The organism is Chlorogloeopsis fritschii PCC 6912 (assembly GCF_000317285.1).
Taxonomy (GTDB): Bacteria; Cyanobacteriota; Cyanobacteriia; order Cyanobacteriales; family Nostocaceae; genus Chlorogloeopsis; species Chlorogloeopsis fritschii.
The window spans coordinates 518584-538181 of the sequence record NZ_AJLN01000116.1 but is presented as its reverse complement, the minus strand read 5'-3'; the positions used below and the strand labels follow the sequence as shown (position 1 = coordinate 538181).

The 19598-nt window shown below is 42.0% G+C and carries 17 protein-coding genes; 8 read left to right on the top strand and 9 right to left on the bottom strand.

Annotated elements, in window-relative coordinates:
- Positions 1 to 65 precede the first annotated feature (65 nt).
- Positions 66 to 1394, top strand: a complete 1329-nt coding sequence (locus UYC_RS0126270) for a GTPase family protein (protein WP_016874312.1) — start codon at positions 66 to 68, stop codon at positions 1392 to 1394.
- On the opposite strand, the gene UYC_RS0126265 is transcribed toward UYC_RS0126270, so the two are convergent.
- Positions 1391 to 2224 carry an SWIM zinc finger family protein gene (locus UYC_RS0126265; RefSeq protein WP_016874313.1) on the bottom strand — a complete coding sequence of 278 codons (834 nt, stop codon included), beginning with the start codon at positions 2222 to 2224 and terminating at the stop codon, positions 1391 to 1393. The two genes, UYC_RS0126270 and UYC_RS0126265, sit on opposite strands and share 4 nt — an antisense overlap.
- A gap of 58 nt (positions 2225 to 2282) precedes the next feature.
- Positions 2283 to 5576 carry a DEAD/DEAH box helicase gene (locus UYC_RS0126260; RefSeq protein WP_016879722.1) on the bottom strand — a complete coding sequence of 1098 codons (3294 nt, stop codon included), beginning with the start codon at positions 5574 to 5576 and terminating at the stop codon, positions 2283 to 2285.
- Between the two features lie 154 nt (positions 5577 to 5730).
- Between UYC_RS0126260 and UYC_RS0126255 the strand changes: the two genes are divergently transcribed.
- From UYC_RS0126255 to UYC_RS0126240, 4 genes are all read left to right on the top strand, one after another.
- Positions 5731 to 6267: a GNAT family N-acetyltransferase gene (locus UYC_RS0126255; RefSeq protein WP_016874314.1), complete on the top strand. Its 537-nt coding sequence runs from the start codon at positions 5731 to 5733 to the stop codon at positions 6265 to 6267.
- A gap of 102 nt (positions 6268 to 6369) precedes the next feature.
- Entirely contained in the window at positions 6370 to 8526 is a 2157-nt protein-coding gene (locus UYC_RS0126250; RefSeq protein WP_016874315.1) for a polyribonucleotide nucleotidyltransferase, read from the top strand.
- Positions 8527 to 8983: 457 nt separating this feature from the next.
- Positions 8984 to 10042 (top strand): J domain-containing protein, encoded by a 1059-nt coding sequence (locus UYC_RS0126245; protein ID WP_016874316.1) that lies wholly within the window; start codon positions 8984 to 8986, stop codon positions 10040 to 10042.
- 227 nt (positions 10043 to 10269) lie between these two features.
- A complete protein-coding gene (locus UYC_RS0126240) occupies positions 10270 to 10533 on the top strand; it encodes a DUF3146 family protein (protein ID WP_016874317.1) in 264 nt (87 codons plus the stop codon).
- Positions 10534 to 10581: 48 nt separating this feature from the next.
- On the opposite strand, the gene UYC_RS0126235 is transcribed toward UYC_RS0126240, so the two are convergent.
- The 3 genes from UYC_RS0126235 to ntcA form a co-directional block, all read right to left on the bottom strand.
- On the bottom strand, positions 10582 to 11031 hold the full coding sequence (locus UYC_RS0126235) for a pre-16S rRNA-processing nuclease YqgF (protein ID WP_016874318.1): 450 nt from the start codon (positions 11029 to 11031) through the stop codon (positions 10582 to 10584).
- A 163-nt stretch (positions 11032 to 11194) separates the two neighbouring features.
- On the bottom strand, positions 11195 to 12688 hold the full coding sequence (locus UYC_RS0126230; RefSeq protein ID WP_016874319.1) for a DUF3084 domain-containing protein: 1494 nt from the start codon (positions 12686 to 12688) through the stop codon (positions 11195 to 11197).
- A gap of 135 nt (positions 12689 to 12823) precedes the next feature.
- Positions 12824 to 13495: a global nitrogen regulator NtcA gene (ntcA, locus tag UYC_RS0126225; protein ID WP_016874320.1), complete on the bottom strand. Its 672-nt coding sequence runs from the start codon at positions 13493 to 13495 to the stop codon at positions 12824 to 12826.
- 492 nt (positions 13496 to 13987) lie between these two features.
- On the opposite strand from ntcA, the gene fabI reads away from it, so the two are divergent.
- Both fabI and hisB read left to right on the top strand, forming a co-directional pair.
- Positions 13988 to 14764 (top strand): enoyl-ACP reductase FabI, encoded by a 777-nt coding sequence (gene fabI / locus UYC_RS0126220; protein ID WP_016874321.1) that lies wholly within the window; start codon positions 13988 to 13990, stop codon positions 14762 to 14764.
- A 148-nt stretch (positions 14765 to 14912) separates the two neighbouring features.
- Positions 14913 to 15542 (top strand): imidazoleglycerol-phosphate dehydratase HisB, encoded by a 630-nt coding sequence (gene hisB / locus UYC_RS0126215; protein ID WP_016874322.1) that lies wholly within the window; start codon positions 14913 to 14915, stop codon positions 15540 to 15542.
- Positions 15543 to 15895: 353 nt separating this feature from the next.
- On the opposite strand, the gene UYC_RS0126210 is transcribed toward hisB, so the two are convergent.
- From UYC_RS0126210 to UYC_RS0126200, 4 genes are all read right to left on the bottom strand, one after another.
- The gene (locus tag UYC_RS0126210) at positions 15896 to 16081 is read right to left on the bottom strand and encodes a DUF6887 family protein (RefSeq protein WP_235082932.1); all 186 of its coding nucleotides are present in this window, start codon (positions 16079 to 16081) and stop codon (positions 15896 to 15898) included.
- 4 nt (positions 16082 to 16085) lie between these two features.
- Positions 16086 to 16277 (bottom strand): DUF6888 family protein, encoded by a 192-nt coding sequence (locus UYC_RS40425; RefSeq protein ID WP_071588436.1) that lies wholly within the window; start codon positions 16275 to 16277, stop codon positions 16086 to 16088.
- Positions 16278 to 16376: 99 nt separating this feature from the next.
- Positions 16377 to 17051, bottom strand: a complete 675-nt coding sequence (locus tag UYC_RS0126205) for a Uma2 family endonuclease (protein ID WP_016874324.1) — start codon at positions 17049 to 17051, stop codon at positions 16377 to 16379.
- Positions 17052 to 17092: 41 nt separating this feature from the next.
- Positions 17093 to 18109: a sulfate/molybdate ABC transporter ATP-binding protein gene (locus UYC_RS0126200; RefSeq protein ID WP_016874325.1), complete on the bottom strand. Its 1017-nt coding sequence runs from the start codon at positions 18107 to 18109 to the stop codon at positions 17093 to 17095.
- Positions 18110 to 18327: 218 nt separating this feature from the next.
- Between UYC_RS0126200 and chlP the strand changes: the two genes are divergently transcribed.
- Positions 18328 to 19584, top strand: coding sequence for a geranylgeranyl reductase (gene chlP / locus UYC_RS0126195; RefSeq protein ID WP_016874326.1), 1257 nt, complete (start codon positions 18328 to 18330; stop codon positions 19582 to 19584).
- Positions 19585 to 19598: the final 14 nt, after the last annotated feature.

The following is a 19598-nucleotide window of genomic DNA, read 5'->3' as shown; positions in this document are numbered from 1 at the left end:
CCGATTAAAAGTTGTGTAATCTATAGATAGGAACGATTCTAAATCTATCTGCTTGTGTGGTAAGAATGACTGAGCAACACAATGCTGACTCGTCGTCAGCTGATTCTCAGCAGTTCAGCGAACCAACTGATGCTACGACAAAATCGGCTGATGAATTGTCGAAAAATCCTATTGCTGCTGTCTGGGATAAGGCAGGGGCGCGCTTGCTGCAATTCCTTCCTGTAGAGCAAGTAGCACAGACAGTTATTAAATTGTTTAGTGTCAGCGAAGCTCAAATTGCAGAGATATTAGAAACAGTTCGCTCAGAACTACCAACCACAGAAGCGCTGCTGATTGGTAAACCGCAAGCTGGAAAAAGTTCAATTGTACGGGGACTAACGGGAGTTTCTGCCGAGATAGTTGGTCAAGGATATCGTCCTCATACGCAACATACTGAGCGTTATGCTTATCCTTCTAAGGATCTGCCATTGCTTATTTTTACAGACACAGTTGGGTTAGGGGATGTTAACCAGAATACTGAAACAATTATTCAAGAACTGATTGGCGACCTGCAACAGGAAAGCCTTGGTGCAAGAATACTCATTCTCACAGTTAAAATCAATGATTTCGCGACTGATGCACTCCGGCAAATTGCCCAGCAGTTGCGTCGGCAGTATCCAAACATTCCTTGTTTGTTGGCTGTTACCTGCTTGCATGAAGTTTATCCGCCTGATGTTACCGATCATCCTGCCTATCCACCCGACTATGAAGAAGTAAATCGAGCCTTCGATGCGATGCAGCAAGCTTTTGCTAATTTGTACGATCGCGCTATTCTGATTGACTTCACATTGGAAGAAGATGGCTACACCCCAGTGTTTTATGGTTTAGAGGCACTCAGAGATAATTTGGCAGAACTTCTTCCAGAAGCAGAAGCTGGTGCAATTTATCAGTTATTGGATAAGAAAGCTGGCGAGAAAATTGGCAATCTCTACAGAGATGTTGGGCGGCGTTATATGCTAGCGTTTGCGATCGCCGCTGCCACGATCGCATCTGTACCTTTGCCATTTGCTACTATGCCTGTATTAACTGCATTACAAGTATCGATGGTAGGTTTGTTAGGGAACTTATACGGACAGAGCCTAACGCCATCGCAGGCAGGAGGTTTGGTTAGTACAATTGCTGGTGGATTTTTAGCAAAAGCGATTGGACGAGAATTAGTCAAATTCCTACCTGGTTTTGGTAGCGTAATAGCAGCATACTGGGCAGCAGCCTACACTTGGTCACTTGGTGAAGCAGCCTGTGTTTACTTTGGTGAGTTAATGGGTGGAAAGAAACCAGATCCAAAGAAAATTCAGTCTGTGATGCAGGAAGCTTTTCAGGAAGCGAAAGAAAGGTTTAAGGGAATCAAGCGTTAACTTTCTCCCACTTTCATCGCCGACAACATAGCTTTTTGGCTCACATCTTTATATAGGGTATCTAAATACTTCATTACCACATCAGATGCAGTTAAGCTAGCAAGATTTTCTTCTTCCTTTGCTAGGGGAATTGCTCCCAATACATCTAAAACTGTCTCACTAGTTGATGGTGTAATTACAACTAAGGAAGGCTCTAGTGATTCATGATATTGCCAAAAAGAATCGATATTAGTATGTTGATTTTGAGAAGTCGGTTCTTTTAATTCAGATGTTTCTACTTCAGGAACTTCAGTATTAACGCTGCGTAATTGTCTTAAATCGCTGATAATTTGTTCTTTTGTACGTCCTCTTAATTGAAATAGCACAAACGGATCTTCACTGAAGCGATCGCCTAATTGATAGTACACTGCGGCAATATGTTTGCAGGGATTAGCTTTATCAGGACAAGAACACCGACTGTGGACATCAGCTAAAGTAAAAGGGAATAGTGAAAGACCATTAGAAGTAAAAACTTCTTCTATATTTTGTGGCATTTCTCCTGCCAATAATTTAGCAGCAAAAATTGCCTTTTGAGACATAGTTTCAACTATATAGTTCCACTGTTCTTCATTAAACGAGTCAAGAGAAAGAGAAACTTTATATGGTTCAGCTTCACTACCTTGGACTCTGGCTAAAACTTTTGCACCTTGAAAATCAATACTCAGCACATTACCTTGACGGGCATAGTTCCTACCACGTTCTAAACGCTTTTTAAAACGATAGGAATCTAGTAATTCTAACCAACGTTGTGACCACCATTCTCGACTGGCTTGTAATGTCTCATTAGTCATATTTTTCTCCTAAATGGAAGGCAGAAGGAAAGACGGTTTCCCTATTCCCTGTTCCCTTTTAATCTTCTTCTTCTTCTTCGATGACTGCGCTACGATCAAGTAATAATAAGTTGCGAAGTTGGTCGGTATCTAGTTCAGTTAACCATTCTTCACCCGCACCTACGACTTGTTCTGCTAGTTGTTTTTTACTTTCAATCATGTCATGAATTTTTTCTTCTAATGTCCCAGTAGAAACAAATTTATGTACTTGTACATTCCGGGTTTGCCCAATCCGAAATACTCTGTCTGTAGCTTGATTTTCTACTGCTGGATTCCACCAACGATCGAAATGAAAAACGTGATTTGCACGTGTTAAATTTAGTCCTACACCACCTGCTTTCAAAGATAAAACCATGATGGGCGGGCCTTGAGGATCGTGTTGGAAACGGTCTATCATTTCCTCACGTTGTTTTTTGCTGGTACTGCCATACAAAAATAATGTTTCTCGTCCTAAGTGTTGTTCTAAATAAGGCTTCAGGAGTTTACCCCATTCAGCAAATTGAGTAAAAATTAAAGCGCGATCGCCTTCTGATAAAACTTCTTCTAGCATTTCTTGCAATCGCAATAGTTTTCCAGATAGACGAGGTTCCGAAAGCCTATCTTTTTTCAAATATTGGGCTGGATGATTGCAGATTTGTTTTAGCTTTACAAGTAAAGCCAAAATCTTACCCCGGCGCTGTATTCCTTCGGCATCTTCTATTTCCGCTAGAGATTCATCAACTACTTGTTGATATAATTTTGCTTGTTCGGGACTCAAACCGCAAAATACTGTCATTTCCTGCTTTTCTGGCAAGTCTTGAATAATTTCGCGATCGGTTTTTAAACGACGCAAAATAAATGGTTGAACTAAAGAGCGCAATTGACTTAACGAAGCAATATCACCATACTTTTCGATGGGCATGGCAAACCGACGCTGGAAAAACTGCTTATTTCCTAAATATCCTGGGTTGAGAAAATCTAAAATTGACCATAATTCTTGCAGTCTATTTTCTACAGGAGTTCCTGTTAGAGCAATGCGAAATGTCGATTCTAACTGACGTACAGCCTGTGACTGTTTCGCATCTGCATTTTTAATATTTTGAGCTTCATCTAAAACAATTATCTGCCAGGAAATACTCTGCAAAGACTTTAAATCACGAGGAACAAGTGAGTAACTAGTAATAACTAAATCATGTTTCTTCGCTGCTTGTTCAAAAGCTTTACTTTTAGGTCGTTTATCACCGTGATACTGTAAAACTTTCAATGATGGGCCGAATTTTTTGACTTCTCTTTCCCAGTTACCTAAAACTGAAGTTGGACAAACTAACAGCGTGGGATTTTCTAAGGCATTTTGTTCTTTGAGGTGTAGTAAAAATGCAATAAATTGGATCGTTTTACCCAATCCCATATCGTCTGCGAGACACGCCCCCAAGCCCCACCGTTCTAAAAATGTTAACCAAGCCATGCCACGCTGTTGATACGGGCGCAATTGTCCTTGAAAACTAGCGGGTGTAGGTAGGGGTTCAACTGCTTTGTTATTTGTCAGGGTAGTTACCAACTCCTGCAATGCACCCGACGCCTCAAAGCTAACTACTGGTAATTTCTCAATTGTTTGGGTATCCCCAGTACTAAGACGCAAAGCATCTTCCAACGACAGCGCCATTTGCTCTTTTCGAGAAGCAAAAAACGCTTGGGCTGTTTTAATATCTTGCGATCGCAACTCCACCCACTCACCGTTTATTTCTACCAGTGGGCTATTTAGCGCTACAAGCTTGTCAAACTCTTGCTTGGAAAGAGTTTGTCCGCCAATAGCTAATTGCCATTGAAAATTCAACAGACTTTGTAAACCTAGACGCCCTTGCTTTTTCTTTGGTGTTTCGGCGGTAATCTTCAAGCCCAAACGATTTGCCCATCCTTCTCGGTTTGCCAAACTAGGAGGCAACACTACACCCAAACCACTATCTTCAAATCGCCACTTTACTGATTTGATAAACTCGTAGGCTTGCAAAGGGTTGAGGTGACAAGATTGGGGATATGGGGTATCCAAACTAGGTGCTAATACTGGATACAATCGCGAAGCTAACCCCAACCCTCGCAGAAACGTCTCTTGTGGTTGCTTAATAGTTCGATTTTGATAAACGAAACTTTCCACTGGATGCCGCCAAATTGTTTCTGCATCCACTAAAAATTCTGGATCGTCAGGAGCTTGCAGGAAATATTCTAAAGTCCAATCAGCTTCATTTGACTTTGGCGGGTGCAGAACAAAACAGGTGCGAAATATATTTTTTCCACCCAACTGATACTGTAGCGGCATCGTCCAAGCCTTCAAAGCCGCTTCCAATCGTTCCAAGGCAATTGGTTCGCTAGTAATTGTGGCTGATGCAGCTGTTAAAGACTGCAACCACTGTCGCACCACTAATGGTAGAGACGCCATTACTCTGGTGTCGAGTAGAGTTTGGGAAGCTACCATACTTCTGATTTGGGTATCAATTGTACTGTTGAGAAATCCCAACAGTAGTTCTTGTGGTTCGATTGGTAAGTCTATATAAATTGGCGAGTTGTGAACCAAAGACGGGGGGTAATCATCAAAATTCCCCGTGTCCTCTTTATTCCCCGTGTCTCCGTGTCCTTCCTGTTGATACGCCCGACACGCCAAGGGCATCAACTGAGAAAATTTCTCTAAACGAGTTCCATCTAAAGCGCTATCGAGGAGCGCTTGCCATTTTGCGGTAATAGAACCATCTGTGGAACGCTCAAGTGTGGGCAAAAATTTACATCGCGCTATTAAGTCTAAACTCCACCGGGCAATATGCGACCAAAAGCGTAAATCTCCACCGACAAAATCATCTTCTTGGTTAGCGTTGCTTAGGGGTAGAGAAGCCAAAAACGCGATCGCATCTTGTGGCTCCAGACAAAAACCCTCGACTTGCCAAGGTTGTAGATATTGGGGAAAGGGTTTTTCTGAACCGAATATTGCCGAATGTACTGGAGAAATAAATGCTGTGCTCTGTTGATCGCTTTCTGAAAAATAAGTGGGTAAGGCAAGAATTTGCGATCGCGTTGGCATTACATTAGCAGGACTTGCAGCTTTTTGCCGCCCTTTTTGTAGAGACGCGAAATTTCGCGTCTCTACTTGGCTCGACTTGGAAAGTTTGAGATGACGTGAATGCAGCCACTCACTTAATTCAGCTGCTGTCATTGCGTATGGATGAGATGGCACCTGTGTTAATGTACCTAGATCTATTTTCGTCTCTAGAGAACGCCAAGTCTCTCCCCAAACAAATAAACTGCTACCCCGATTTTGTAATAACCAACTACCGTGTAAAATTGCCATTTGCTAACTACTCAAACGTTCACAAAAATAAAGTCTTGAATTTGCTTATTCTCTAATTTAGGTAATTACTTAATATCCAAGCTTTTAATAATATTGATTATTTATTATTAACTATTATTAAATAATAGCAAACTATCGTAATAAAGCTAAAAAAATGCAGCTACCTCTTTATAAAATTTTAAAAAATGGTATAAGAGCTAAACTAGATCGGATGCATTCAGAAGAACAAGAGGAGGAAAGGAAATTACTAAATCTTGTCATTGTGGAAGGTAAAACCTATCCCCAAAATCAACTCCTGTCTCAGTCAGAATTTGTAAATTACTGGTTGAGTTTGGATGCTTTTGTTGTCAAGGTGGAGAGTGAATTTACTATATACGAGCCAATTGTAGAGACGCGAAATTTCGCGTCTCTACATTCCGGTCGGTGTAGCCATATTTGCAACGCTGGTTTTATTGTACAACCTCAAATGCGCGGTCAGGGGATCGGTCGATTTATGGGAGAGGCAATGCTAGAAATTGCTGGGAGTCTGGGCTTTGAGGCGGTAATGTTTAATTTGGTCTTTGCTAGCAATATAGCTTCCATCAATCTCTGGAAATCATTGGAATTTGAGACTATTGGCAGAATTAAGAATGGGGTAAAGCTAGATGCAGGTGAGGTGGTAGATGCATTGATTATGTATCGGCAACTGTAACTAAAATTGTCAATCATTATGCATACTACTCCAGCCAGATTAATTCATAAATGTTAGGATTGCCACAGAGAGAGAATAGCGAAGAGAAGGAAAAAAAACTGAATGGGAGAATTTGAGAAGTCAATATCCTTCGACGGACGGGATATTCGACTGAAGGTGGGCCTACTAGCACCCCAGGCTGGTGGATCGGTGTTGATACAGTCTGGGGATACGGCAGTTCTAGTTACAGCTACGCGATCGGCAGCCAGAGAAGGCGTTGATTTTCTGCCCCTTACTGTAGATTACGAAGAAAGACTTTACGCAGCAGGTAGAATTCCAGGAGGATTGTTGCGGCGAGAAGGTCGGCCGCCAGAAAGAGCAATTCTCACCAGCCGTTTAATTGACCGTCCTATACGTCCTTTGTTCCCGTCATGGTTGCGGGATGACCTGCAAATTGTGGCAATCACTCTGTCGATGGATGAATTAGTGCCGCCTGATGTGCTAGCAGTTACTGGTGCTTCGATCGCTACCTTATTGGCAAAAATTCCGTTTAACGGGCCAATGGCAGCAGTACGTGTTGGTTTGGTAGGTGATGATTTTATCATTAATCCTACCTATGCTGAAGTCGAAGCCGGAGACCTGGATCTTGTGGTTGCAGGTTCACCAGAGGGCGTAATTATGGTGGAAGCGGGAGCTAATCAATTGCCGGAACGAGATATTATCGAGGCGATTGAATTTGGCTACGAAGCAGTACAGGACTTAATTCAAGCACAGCGAGATTTAATGGCAGAACTGGGTTTGGAAATTGTCCAGGAAGCAGCACCAGAAGTAGACTCGACGCTGGAAAACTTTATCCGCGATCGCGCTACAGATGAAATTAAAAAAATTCTGTCGCAATTTGATTTGGAGAAAACCGATCGCGATACTGCTTTGGATGCAGTCAAAGAATCAGTTGTCGGTGCGATCGCTGAACTACCAGAAGAAGATCCAATCCGAGTTGCTGCTACCGCAGATAAAAAAGCCCTTGATAATACTTTCAAAGACATCACTAAAAAGCTGATGCGCCGTCAAATAATCGAAGATAATGTTCGAGTAGACGGAAGAGCGTTAGACGAAGTACGTCCTGTTTCTTGTCAAGTTGGTCTTTTGCCCAAGCGAGTCCACGGCAGTGGTTTATTTAATCGGGGATTAACCCAGGTGCTGTCCAATTGTACCCTTGGGACACCAGGAGATGTGCAAACCTTAACTGATGACTTGCAACAAGATCAGCAAAAGCGCTATATGCACCATTACAACTTCCCGCCGTTCTCGGTTGGGGAAACCAAGCCCCTACGAGCGCCAGGACGTCGAGAAATCGGTCACGGAGCATTAGCAGAAAGAGCAATATTGCCTATACTGCCACCTAAAGACCAATTCCCCTACGTAATTAGGGTAGTATCAGAAGTCTTGTCTTCCAACGGTTCCACCTCAATGGGTTCAGTTTGTGGCTCTACCCTAGCTTTGATGGATGCTGGCGTACCGATCGCCAAACCTGTAAGTGGTGCGGCGATGGGTTTAATTAAAGAAGGCGATGAAGTGCGAGTTCTGACTGATATTCAGGGCATCGAAGACTTTTTGGGTGACATGGACTTCAAAGTTGCCGGCACAGACACGGGAATCACAGCCTTACAAATGGATATGAAAATTCCTGGTTTGTCTTTGAAGATTATTGAGCAAGCTGTTAACCAAGCGAAAGCAGCGCGGTTGCACATTCTAGAAAAAATGCTCCAGACGATTGACAAACCACGCAGCGAAATGTCGTCCTTCGCTCCACGCTTGTTGACCATTAAGATCGATCCAGACATGATTGGTCTGGTGATCGGGCCGGGAGGTAAGACGATTAAGGGTATCACTGAAGATACTGGTGCCAAAATTGACATTGAAGATGATGGCACTGTCACTATCTCTGCTGTGGATGAAAATAAAGCCAAAAAAGCTAAAAATATCATCCAAGGCATGACGCGCAAGCTGAATGAAGGTGATGTTTACGTAGGACGTGTAACTCGAATTATACCGATTGGTGCGTTTGTAGAATTTTTGCCAGGTAAAGAAGGCATGATTCACATTTCTCAACTAGCTGACTACCGTGTAGGCAAAGTTGAGGATGAAGTTGCAGTCGGTGATGAAGTGATTGTGAAAGTACGTGAAATTGACAACAAAGGTAGAATTAACCTTACCCGCTTGGGTATTCACCCAGATCAGGCAGCCGCAGCGCGGGAACAAGCAACAGTAAACCGATAAATCTATAAATCACTGATGGATTGGGAATTTCATCCCAAATCCATAATTTAAGAATTTGAGTCAAAAGCGATCGCCGAGGTAAAGTAAGAGCGATCGCTTTGTGTTATGGCAGGGAACGAATTTCTCGTTACCAGTTTGAACCCGGTAACGAGAGTTTGTCGGCTGCTGCCTGGTGACAGGAGTTTTGATGTGAGTTTACTAAGTATAAAAACTCATTTTATGTTTTGACCTTACGTTTTTTGTCAAAATTCTATGTGTAACAGTTGAAAGGATGGAATGTAAGTTTTACCATACTCCCAGGACTAATACCAATTTTATATTTTAGATATTAGATTTTGGATTAAAACCATTTATTAATAGGCTATCCCAGAATTTTGAAACAAGACTTACGCGTGCCAATTTGGTATTAAACACTAAAAATTAGTCCTGTGACGTATCCTCAAAATTATTCTTATCCATGCCTAAATCAGTTTCATCACCAAACCCAAGCCAAACAACATCACTGGCTCTTTCCTCTCTCCATATTCGTTTGCAAGAGCTAGAAAAAGAACACCAATGGCTACTGAAACAAATTAAGAGAAAACGCACAGAACTTAAGAATTTTGTTGAGCAGATGCGTTCTTTAGCTACAGAGATATTTCATCGAGGTTCTCCAAGCTTTACCAAGCTGTCAGAAATTGACCAAGAAATTCATACTCTCTTTGATGAAATTTTAACGACCAGAAAGTTTGGCAAACAAACCAAAAAAAATATTGAAAAAATTTATTTTAATCTTCAAATTGCAGGGCTGGTTAGTCCAAACTTAACTCAAAATGAGTCAGAAGAAGAATTAGATGAACTTTTTGAAAATAACGATCCAGATAATGAGTTCTTTAATTTTTCTGGAGAAGAAAGCCATCAAAATCAACAAACAAAGCAGCAGCTAGAATTTTCTACAACAACTAGAACTGATGAATCACGAAAAGTGCGCCAGACATTTTTGAGATTAGCCGAAATTTTTCACCCTGATAAAGTAACAGACAGCGAGACACAGATGCGCCATACGGAAATTATGAAGGAACTAAATAAAGCCTATCAAGATGGGGATCTGGCTCGACTGTTAGAAATTGAACAGCAACATCAAGTAGGAAAATCGATTACAAGTGATGGTGAGGACGATTTAACTAGAAAATCTACTAATTTAGAACAGGAAAATGAATTCCTCAAAACTCAATATGAAAATTTGAAACGAGAACTTCGCTTAGTGAAAAATACTCCTGAAGGAGTGATGGTTTCTGATTGTCGCAAAGCCAATCGAGAAGGAATTGACCCCATTGCTCAGATGTTAGAACAAGTTGAATCTGAAATTCAAGTAATTTCTGAGATCCGCGATTTTGTCAGGGATTTTAGAGAGCAAAGAATCACTATCAAAGAGTTTATTGATGGGCCAAAAGTTCTACACCGCAGAAATCAAGATATTATGGAAGATTTGCTGGAACAGATGTTTGGGGATTTAGATGTGATGATTATGTTTTAAGTGTAATTATTTATGTGAAATCAAATTTATCCAGAAAATTTCTTATACCTGAGACAATTATTATGCTTTATAGTTGGCGGTTATTACACGCACACTCAGTCTTTAGGTTTAACTTCAAGTGAATAGATTTAGAATCTTCAATTACTACCATTGGTGTATTTGATGTATTTTGAGTAAATGTAAAGTTATTACTATTCGGTTTTATTTCAAACTTGATTCAAAGCATCGTGAGTGCTAAACGTTTACCACAAACCACTGCTCATGTCAAAATTACCCGTCAATCTTGGCAACACGGCTTACTTGAAGGTGAAGTGAGAGCAGGTGACTTTGAGTGGCAATTTCAATGGCATTTTCGTCGGGGAGAGTTATCTGTCAAACCTTCTCAGGGTCGTGCCTTAATAAAAGAACCGCTTGGTCGCTTTTTAGAACAAAAAGATTACCAGCTCGAACCAGGAGGAGATTATGCTTTCACCATTCGAGCTGAGCTGTAAATTATGAATGATGAATTATGAATGATAAAAAATTTCATAATTCAGCATTCATAATTCATTTACGGATTCTGTCAGTCGATTTAGATATCTCTCGATTAAGAGAATAGCAACAATGTCATCTATCGGTCGTGGTGGTGTGCGCATACCCTTTGGCAAGAGCTTTGTTAGTCCTTGTGGTGGGTACATTTGCCAATAGCGATCGCGTGCTTCTAAACTGGTGTAGCGCTCGTCTACTAAAACTATTTTCAGTTGCTCGGACAATTCCTGTTGCAATTGCTGTTTCCACTTTTTAGCTGTGGTTTGGTCACCCATTACTATTAAGGAAATGGGATATTTTTGTCGTAGTTTATCAATGGTAGCAATAGCATTATTTGAAGGTACGACTTGGTGATAGTGCAGTTGTCGATCTAATCCCATCACTGCTAAACCACACTTATCCTTACCTGGATCGAAGCCTAAAATGACTGGCTGTGTTGCTATAAATTCATTGGAATTCATATTAAATATTATTAAATGCTTATTATTTTTGAAAAATTGGATAGTGGATAGTGGTTAGTAGGTAGAAACGCGATTAATTGCGTTTCTACTGACAAATGATCAATGACCAATGACTAATGACTATTAACTAACTACTAACAAAATTATTCATCAATTTTCCATTTTAGGTACTAAAAATAACTTGCCCATTTTTAATTGCCACTAATTTCACTTTTAGCGGCCCTGCTGTGTATGTATCTTCTGCTGCAATAGCTTTAATATCTAATGGTTGATCGTATTGCCGCAATTGAGATACAAAGCGAATGAAAGTACCATCTATTTGAATATTTTCTAAAATTCCAGCATTACGGGCGCGAAATTGGGAAGCAGAAATCAAAAGTTCTAAGCGCTGTCTTAGTTGATAGGATGTCATGGTTTTAGGATCGGCACTAGTTGTGGCTAATACCTCGCCTCCTGAAAAAACGATTTGGTTTAGTGCTGCATCAGCAAAAAATTCTACTGGCTTTTCTCCCCTGACGTAGTTGCCTGCCGAGAAAACTCGCACTACGTATTCTCGTCCATCTTGAATCTGCTTGCCTAATTGCTCAATTTGTTCCTCGGTAACGCGCAAAATCTGCATGTTTGGGGCAGGATTTAGATTAGGCTCGGTTAATTCAATGCTGGCATTGCGATTAGCTTCCTGTAATAACTGGATTACTGCTTGCCGCACTGCCGAGGGCTGTTGGACGCGAACTACCCCAGCAGCAAGAACTTGACCGCGAAACAAAGCCAGTTTTCCTAAGCGAAGGTCACGATAGGACTGATAATATTTCTCTAGTCTTGCGACTTCCTGTTCGAGATCTTGCTGTTGGGCTTCCAAATCTTTCAAACGAGCTTCTCTTTGAGCAATAATTTTCTCTCGCGCCGTAATTTCTAGATTGCGCTTTTGAATAATATTATCCAAACTAGCTATTTTGCGATCGCGCGCTTCAATCTCTTCTTGTCGCTTGGCAAGTTCTTGATCGCGTTTATCGATTGCCGCTTGGGCTTCGGCGAGTGCCTGTTTGGCTTCTTCGTATAATCTTTGACGCTCTGCCTTTAGTAACTTAATTTCTGCTAGCTGTTTGTTTCTCTCTGCATAAACACTTTGCAACTGGGTTTTAGCTTGTTGATACTGAGTTGCAACTTGGCCTAATTGCTTTTGGGTACGTTGGAGTTCCTCTTGGGTTTGTGCTTGTTGCTTGATGGTACGGTTGAGTTGAGCTTGTGTTTGCTGTTGCCTGGCATTTGCTGACTGTAAGGATTTATTTATTTCCTGTAACTCTTGTTGTGCCTTTGATTGCTCAATTCTGGCTTGATCTAGCTCTGTTCTGGTAGTGTCTAGCTGCTGAGTTGTGTTTTCTAGCTGTACGCGCTTGCGTCTGAGATCTTTTTGAATGTCTTCAAGTTCAAAAACTCCCTTGCGCAATCCTTCATCAGCTAAAAATAAAATTCCCAGGGTTGATGCGGAAATGCCCAACCCTGTGAGAATTGTCACTAAAACAGCTGTATTTTTGGGTCTGAGATTGAACAGTGAGAGCCGCTTTTTGCCAACCCGTGTGCCAATGCGATCGCCCACGGTGGCAATTACGCCTCCCAAAATTAAAATTGCAATGATGAGGATGTACCCGGTGGCCATCAGTTAATGATTTAGCGAAGAAATCCCTCCAGATACAGCCTACTACTTCCAGCCATTGTCTGTGGAAGATTGGAGATGAGCAATAGCTGACATTACTCGATCCATTAACCTGCTCACTCCAGTCTCCAAGCGCTTTTAGGTGAATTGCCGACTTAAGGTAACAGGCTTGTGGACAGTAATTTTTTTCTTGTGTATGGAAATCATTTTCTTTTCGCGCAAATCACCCAGCAATCTGGTGACGGTAACGCGGGTAGAGCCAATTGCTTCAGCGATCGCCTGATGAGATAGCTTCAAATCAATCGTGATTCCATCGGCACAAGGAATACCAAAATCACGACAAAGAATTAATAAAAAACTGATCAATCTTGAACCCATATCTCGGTGAGCAAGTGTTTCAATCATCATTTCTGTCTGCAGAATGCGCGATGAAAGTCCTCGCAGCATTAACATCGACAATTCAGGATTTTCCTTTAGTGCTTGTTCCACCTGTTCAATTGGTGCTGAGAGCAATTCCGCAGGTGTAAAAGCAACTGCATGATAAAAGCGATCGGATTTGTTTCCAGTCAGTAGGGACAAAACTCCAAAAACACTATTTTCCCGCAGCAGCGCAACGGTGATTTCTTCTCCTGCCTCGTACACCCTGGAGAGTTTCACTGCGCCTTTTAAAAGAAAATAAACTCGTTCAGCAGGATCGCCGGGGAAAAAGATCGTTTTATTGCGCTCAAACGTTTCCACAACTGGTGGAAACGCTCCAGTCGCCATCTGACGAAAAACATTTGCTAGGGCTTTATCTTGTGTCACGATCATCTACCTTCCCCTATCCCAACGCCGGAAAAAAACTAAGATGGATTTCCTAAGAATACACCCGAAAAATCAAGAAAACATTGTTAACCTTTTTGTTCTTTCCTATACTTATCCTTTTTATCTCATAAATATTGTTCAAATCATACAAAATTTATACTATTAGCAGCTAGTACTTTTTGAACAGCATTTACTCTAATTGTAAAAAGTAGGTTTTTTTAATAAAAAAATAATATACATTGAAAATCTCTTAAGGATGAAGCTGTGTTTTTGTGGTATTAAACACTAGCTGGAATCTGAGCAGAAAAAGTAAGCACGAGGGATTTTCCGGAGTATCTAGACGATGCTTGGTACAACCAGCAAGGCTATTAATCTCTTAGAATCCGGTTTTCTAGAAGTGGTGAGAGTAACAAAGAAAGCAAATCTTGTCTATAACAAATACCAAGCAGGCTCAGATTCTTGTATGCTCCTAATGAAACATTGCAATAATAATTTCCTATGCTGGATCTGACTGGAAAGAAGGCCTTAGTTACAGGCATTGCCAATAATCGCTCGATCGCCTGGGGTATCGCTCAACAACTACATAAAGCAGGAGCCAACATCGGCATTACCTATTTGCCGGATGAGAAGGGCAAAATGGAGAAGAAAGTAGCAGAACTAGTAGAACCTTTAAATCCTAGTCTCTTTCTACCCTGTAATGTCCAAAATGAAGAGCAGGTCAAGTCTACTTTTGAGACGATTCACCAAAAGTGGGGCAACTTAGATATTTTGATTCATTGCCTGGCGTTTGCTAACAAAGACGATTTAAGTGGAGACTTTAGCCAAACTTCTCGTACAGGCTTTCAAACAGCTTTAGATGTTAGTACTTATTCTTTGATCCAACTGGCTGGTGCAGCTAAACCTTTAATGACGCAGGGAGGAAGTGTTGTTACCCTTTCGTATTTGGGTGCTATTAGGGCGATTCCCAACTATAACGTGATGGGAGTTGCAAAAGCTGGTTTAGAGGCTAGCGTGCGTTATCTGGCTGCGGAATTAGGCCCTTCTCAAATTCGGGTTAATGCTATTTCTGCCGGGCCGATTCGCACTTTGGCTTCTAGTGCGGTTGGCGGTATTTTAGATATGATTCATCATGTAGAAAAGGTGGCTCCATTGCGACGCACCGTCACTCAAATAGAAGTGGGTAATACAGCAGCTTTCTTATGTAGTGACTTAGCTAGCGGAATTACCGGACAAGTCCTGTATGTGGATGCAGGATATGAAATTATGGGAATGTAATAGGGACTGGGGACTAGGAACTAGGGACTAGGGACTAGAGACTAGGAACTAGGAATTTTAGATTAAATAACAATCCAAAATCCAAAATTTAATTACCCGATACCCAATCCCCGATCCCCAATCCCCGATCCCCAATCCCTAAATATCTATGCAAATCAGCGATCGCCAAATTCTCTCAAATATACAATCTCCGCGTATTGCCTCTTTACGCCGCACTACGGGGGAAACGGATGTGCAAGTCACGATCAATCTAGATGGCACTGGAGTTTGTAATGCTGCTACCGGTGTTCCATTTTTGGATCATATGTTGCACCAAATTGCCTCCCACGGTTTAATTGACTTGGATATCCAAGCTACGGGCGATCTACACATTGATGACCACCATACTAACGAAGATGTGGGCATCACTTTAGGGCAAGCTATTAGCAAAGCATTAGGCGATCGCAAGGGCATAGTCCGTTTTGGTCATTTTCTCGCACCTTTGGACGAAGCATTAATTCAAGTGGCGCTAGACTTTTCCGGACGTCCCCATCTCAGCTATGGTTTAGAAATTCCCACTCAGCGGGTGGGAACCTATGACACCCAGTTGGTGCGGGAATTTTTCGTGGCAATTGTGAATAATAGCCAAATGACGCTGCACATTCGCCAGTTAGATGGCATTAATTCTCATCACATTATTGAAGCAACTTTTAAAGCCTTTGCCAGGGCTACACGGATGGCTGTAGAAATCGATCCCCGCCGCGCCGGAACGATACCCAGTTCTAAAGGTGTGTTGTAGAGGCACATGAGGTTAAAAGTGAAATCGCTCAGAGCAATTGGATAAACTTTTGTTCTGAGCAACACGATGATAGCAATTCTAAATAATTCCTGGAAAAAACACTGAGTAGGTAATTATTTATTGCTATTAACTATTAACTATTAACTATTAATTTCCGTTAGTATCTTTTCTTTTACAGTCATTTCTCTGCTCTTGTATCTCAACTGTAAGCAATTTTAGCATTAGGAATTTAAGCTATAGCAATCCTGTTTGATTTGAGAACATTAACGACTCAGATCCCCGACTTCTTGTAGACACCTGTAGGGTGGCTTCCCGGAGGGTAGAAGTCGGGGATCTTGTTGTCTACGGATTATTTAGGAAAGTTCTCCATTGATTTTACGTCGAAAAACTTCTTCCATTTGTCGCTGTCCTTCTTCAGTGTAGGGAAAGCTATACCAAGTAGCTTCCGAGTCTGGGCTACGACGACTAATCAAAACCTCAAAAGCTTCATCATCATTGCGATGTGCTAGCACATATGCAATTAGTTCTTTTCTAGACATTTTTTTAAAGTCTGGTTTCATCCAAAAACCTCCAGTTACCATCACGAGATATGAGAATCTCTAGGCTCTCCTCTGCCAAAATATAAATAGTCCCTGTTTTCATATCAAAACGGAATAATAGAATGTTTCGATAGTAGTTCGATAACATCTGGCAAACTCTAATACAGGCGAAGCCTTGTTCAACAGTTGGTAAAATATCTTTTCCTCAATTTTGACATAGCTATTTTGGCATAGAGAGGCGATCGCATCTTTCATTAGAACAAGCTAGTGGCACTACTCTAGGTTTGTTTGGCTTCTAAATATCCGGCAGTTCTCCAAAACGTTCTCGATAGCGAGCTAATAGTGCCTCGGCTTCTGCTGCTGTTTCCTCTGGTGTGGGGACGAGTTTGCTATCTGGTGTACAAAAGCGCAACTGTTGTTGATGAATACCCAAAAAAAGCTCAAGTTGCTGACTCCACAGCCTACCTTGGAAATTAGGTTCTAGCGGTTCGTATTTCCCATCTACCAAGTGAAATTCTGCAAATTCTAAAGTTTCGGGATCAAACCAAAAATAGTCAAATGTGCGAAAAATATCTTGGTAAATTTGCTTTTTCAATTCTCGGTCAATTTCAGCAGTTGAAGGAGAAAGTAATTCTACTATCACATTGGGATATTTTCCCCCTTCTTCCCAAACTACCCAACTCTTACGTGGTTTGCGTTCTGTATTTAGCACAACGAAAAAATCCGGCCCCCGAAAATCTTCCGAGTTAATTTGGTTGGGGCTAAAGTAAACAGTGAGATTACCAGAAACGTAGAAATCTTGACGATTTCGCCAAAACCATTCTAGTAGTCGAATTAATAAATCAATTTGTTTACGATGCAGATCGCTTTCCAAAGGAGGTTCGTCGCTATAAAGTTCGCCTGGCGGGAATACAATATCATCCCACTCTTGGTTATCCGGTGCAGTGGCTTGGTCTTTAGCGACGGACATAAATACCTTGAAAAGAGAGGATGAATATAGTCTAGCGCTAGCTAAATTGAATAATACAACGGGAAAGACCTTGCATCCTTCGGCTTTACATATACCTTCTGCTGAGGCTCTAACTGTAACTCATCAAAGCGTTCCCGTGTTAAATGCGCCGTCACTACCTGTCCATCATCTAAAGTCAACTCGGCCTGAATTTCCCAGCCTAAATGTATCAATCGACTCACTCTTGCGGCTACGGTGGTGCCGTTTGGAGTTGTGTCTATCAGGACATCTTGAGGGCGCAGGAACATTTCTGGATGTGCTGAATCGAACCCGTTACCCTGAAAGATCCGCGAGCTGCTTGGCAACACGTTGACAGGGCCGATAAAACTCATGACAAAAGCTGTCGCAGGATGATCGTAAACGTCTGCTGGTGTTCCTACCTGTTCTACCCGTCCTTTGTTCATGACCACGATTTCGTCGGATACTTCCATTGCTTCTTCTTGATCGTGGGTGACGAAAACTGTGGTGACGTGTACTTCATCATGCAAGCGCCGCAACCAAGCACGTAAGTCTTTGCGGACTTTAGCATCAAGAGCACCAAATGGTTCATCTAACAATAGTACTTCGGGTTCTGGTGCTAGTGCCCTTGCTAAGGCTACTCTTTGCCGTTGCCCACCAGAAAGCTGTGAAGGATAGCGATCGCCTAGTCCTCCTAATTGCACTAATTCTAATAGTTCTTCTACCCGCCTTTTTACTTTCGCTTTCGCAACCTTACGAATTTCCAATCCAAAAGCAATATTTTGCCGTACCGTCATATGCTTGAATAGGGCATAGTGCTGAAATACAAAGCCAATATTTCTTTCTTGCACGCTTTGATGAGTAGCATCTTTGCCTGTGAGCATAATTCTGCCGCTATCTGGCACTTCCAAACCAGAAATTAGCCGCAACAAGGTTGACTTCCCCGAACCTGATGGCCCCAATAAAGCAACGAGGGAGCCACTTTTGATTTCCAGACTCACCCGATCAACCGCTTTAAAACTGCCAAAATGCTTAGATACGTTTTCAACAACTATGCCCACTGCTATTAACCTCTATGATTTATCTACGGTTTTTTGATGGGGTTAGAGTACTTTTATTTATACCATAGATGTTTGCTATTGAGTTGTAAAAATTTTAGTGATTAATTATCCACTTCCAATTCCCAATGTGAGTGTTTAGTAGCGAAATATTAAGGAATATTGCATTTCTCTGCAATCTGCAAGAAAGAGCGAGAAATGAGCCAAAACTCCGTGATACGATGCTTTCGTTAAATGTCAAGATTGGGAGTAGACCTTTGACACTACGGGTTGCTGTTGTTGGGTCAGGCCCAGCTGGCTCATCTGCCGCAGAAACACTGGCAAAAGCTGGGATCGAAACTTACCTGTTTGAGCGCAAGCTAGATAATGCCAAGCCCTGTGGCGGTGCCATTCCTCTGTGCATGGTAAGTGAATTTGATCTGCCCAAGGATATCATTGACCGTCAGGTGCGGAAGATGAAAATGATCTCACCCTCCAATCGTGAGGTTGATATCAATTTAGAAAAAGAAGAAGAATATATAGGAATGTGCCGCCGTGAGGTGCTGGATGGTTACCTGCGCAATCGAGCGGCAAAATTAGGTGCACATTTAATTAATGCCACCGTTCATAAACTCGATATACCTACTAACAATACTGACCCTTACACCATTCATTATGTAGACCATACAGAAGGTGGTGCCCAAGGCATTGCCAAAACTCTGAAGGTTGATTTAATTATCGGTGCAGATGGGGCGAACTCCCGTGTTGCCAAAGAAATGGATGCTGGGGATTACAATTATGCGATCGCTTTCCAAGAGCGGATTCGCCTACCCCAAGACAAAATGGCGTATTACAACGACTTGGCAGAAATGTACGTTGGCGACGACGTTTCTACCGACTTCTATGCTTGGGTTTTCCCCAAATACGACCACGTAGCCGTGGGTACTGGTACGATGCACGTGAACAAAGCCAGCATCAAGCAACTGCAAGCTGGAGTTCGTGCCCGTGCAGTAGAAAAACTCGCTGGCGGTCAAATTATCAAAGTCGAAGCACACCCAATTCCCGAACATCCCCGTCCGCGCCGTGTTGTTGGACGCATTGCCTTGGTAGGAGATGCTGCGGGCTACGTGACCAAATCTTCTGGCGAAGGCATTTACTTTGCTGCTAAATCTGGGCGGATGTGTGCTGAAACAATTGTAGAGGTGTCCAACGGTGGCGATCGCATTCCCACAGAAAATGAACTCAAGCTCTATTTGAAGCGCTGGGATAGAAAATACGGACTCACCTACAAGGTACTAGACCTTTTACAAACTGTATTTTATCGTTCTGACGCTACCCGCGAGGCATTTGTGGAAATGTGTGCAGACCTTGACGTACAGCGGCTAACTTTTGATAGCTATCTGTATAAGACGGTTGTGCCAGCGAATCCTATCACTCAGTTAAAAATTACAGCCAAGACTATTGGTAGTCTGCTGCGCGGTAACGCTTTGGCTCCCTAATCAGGGCATCTAGA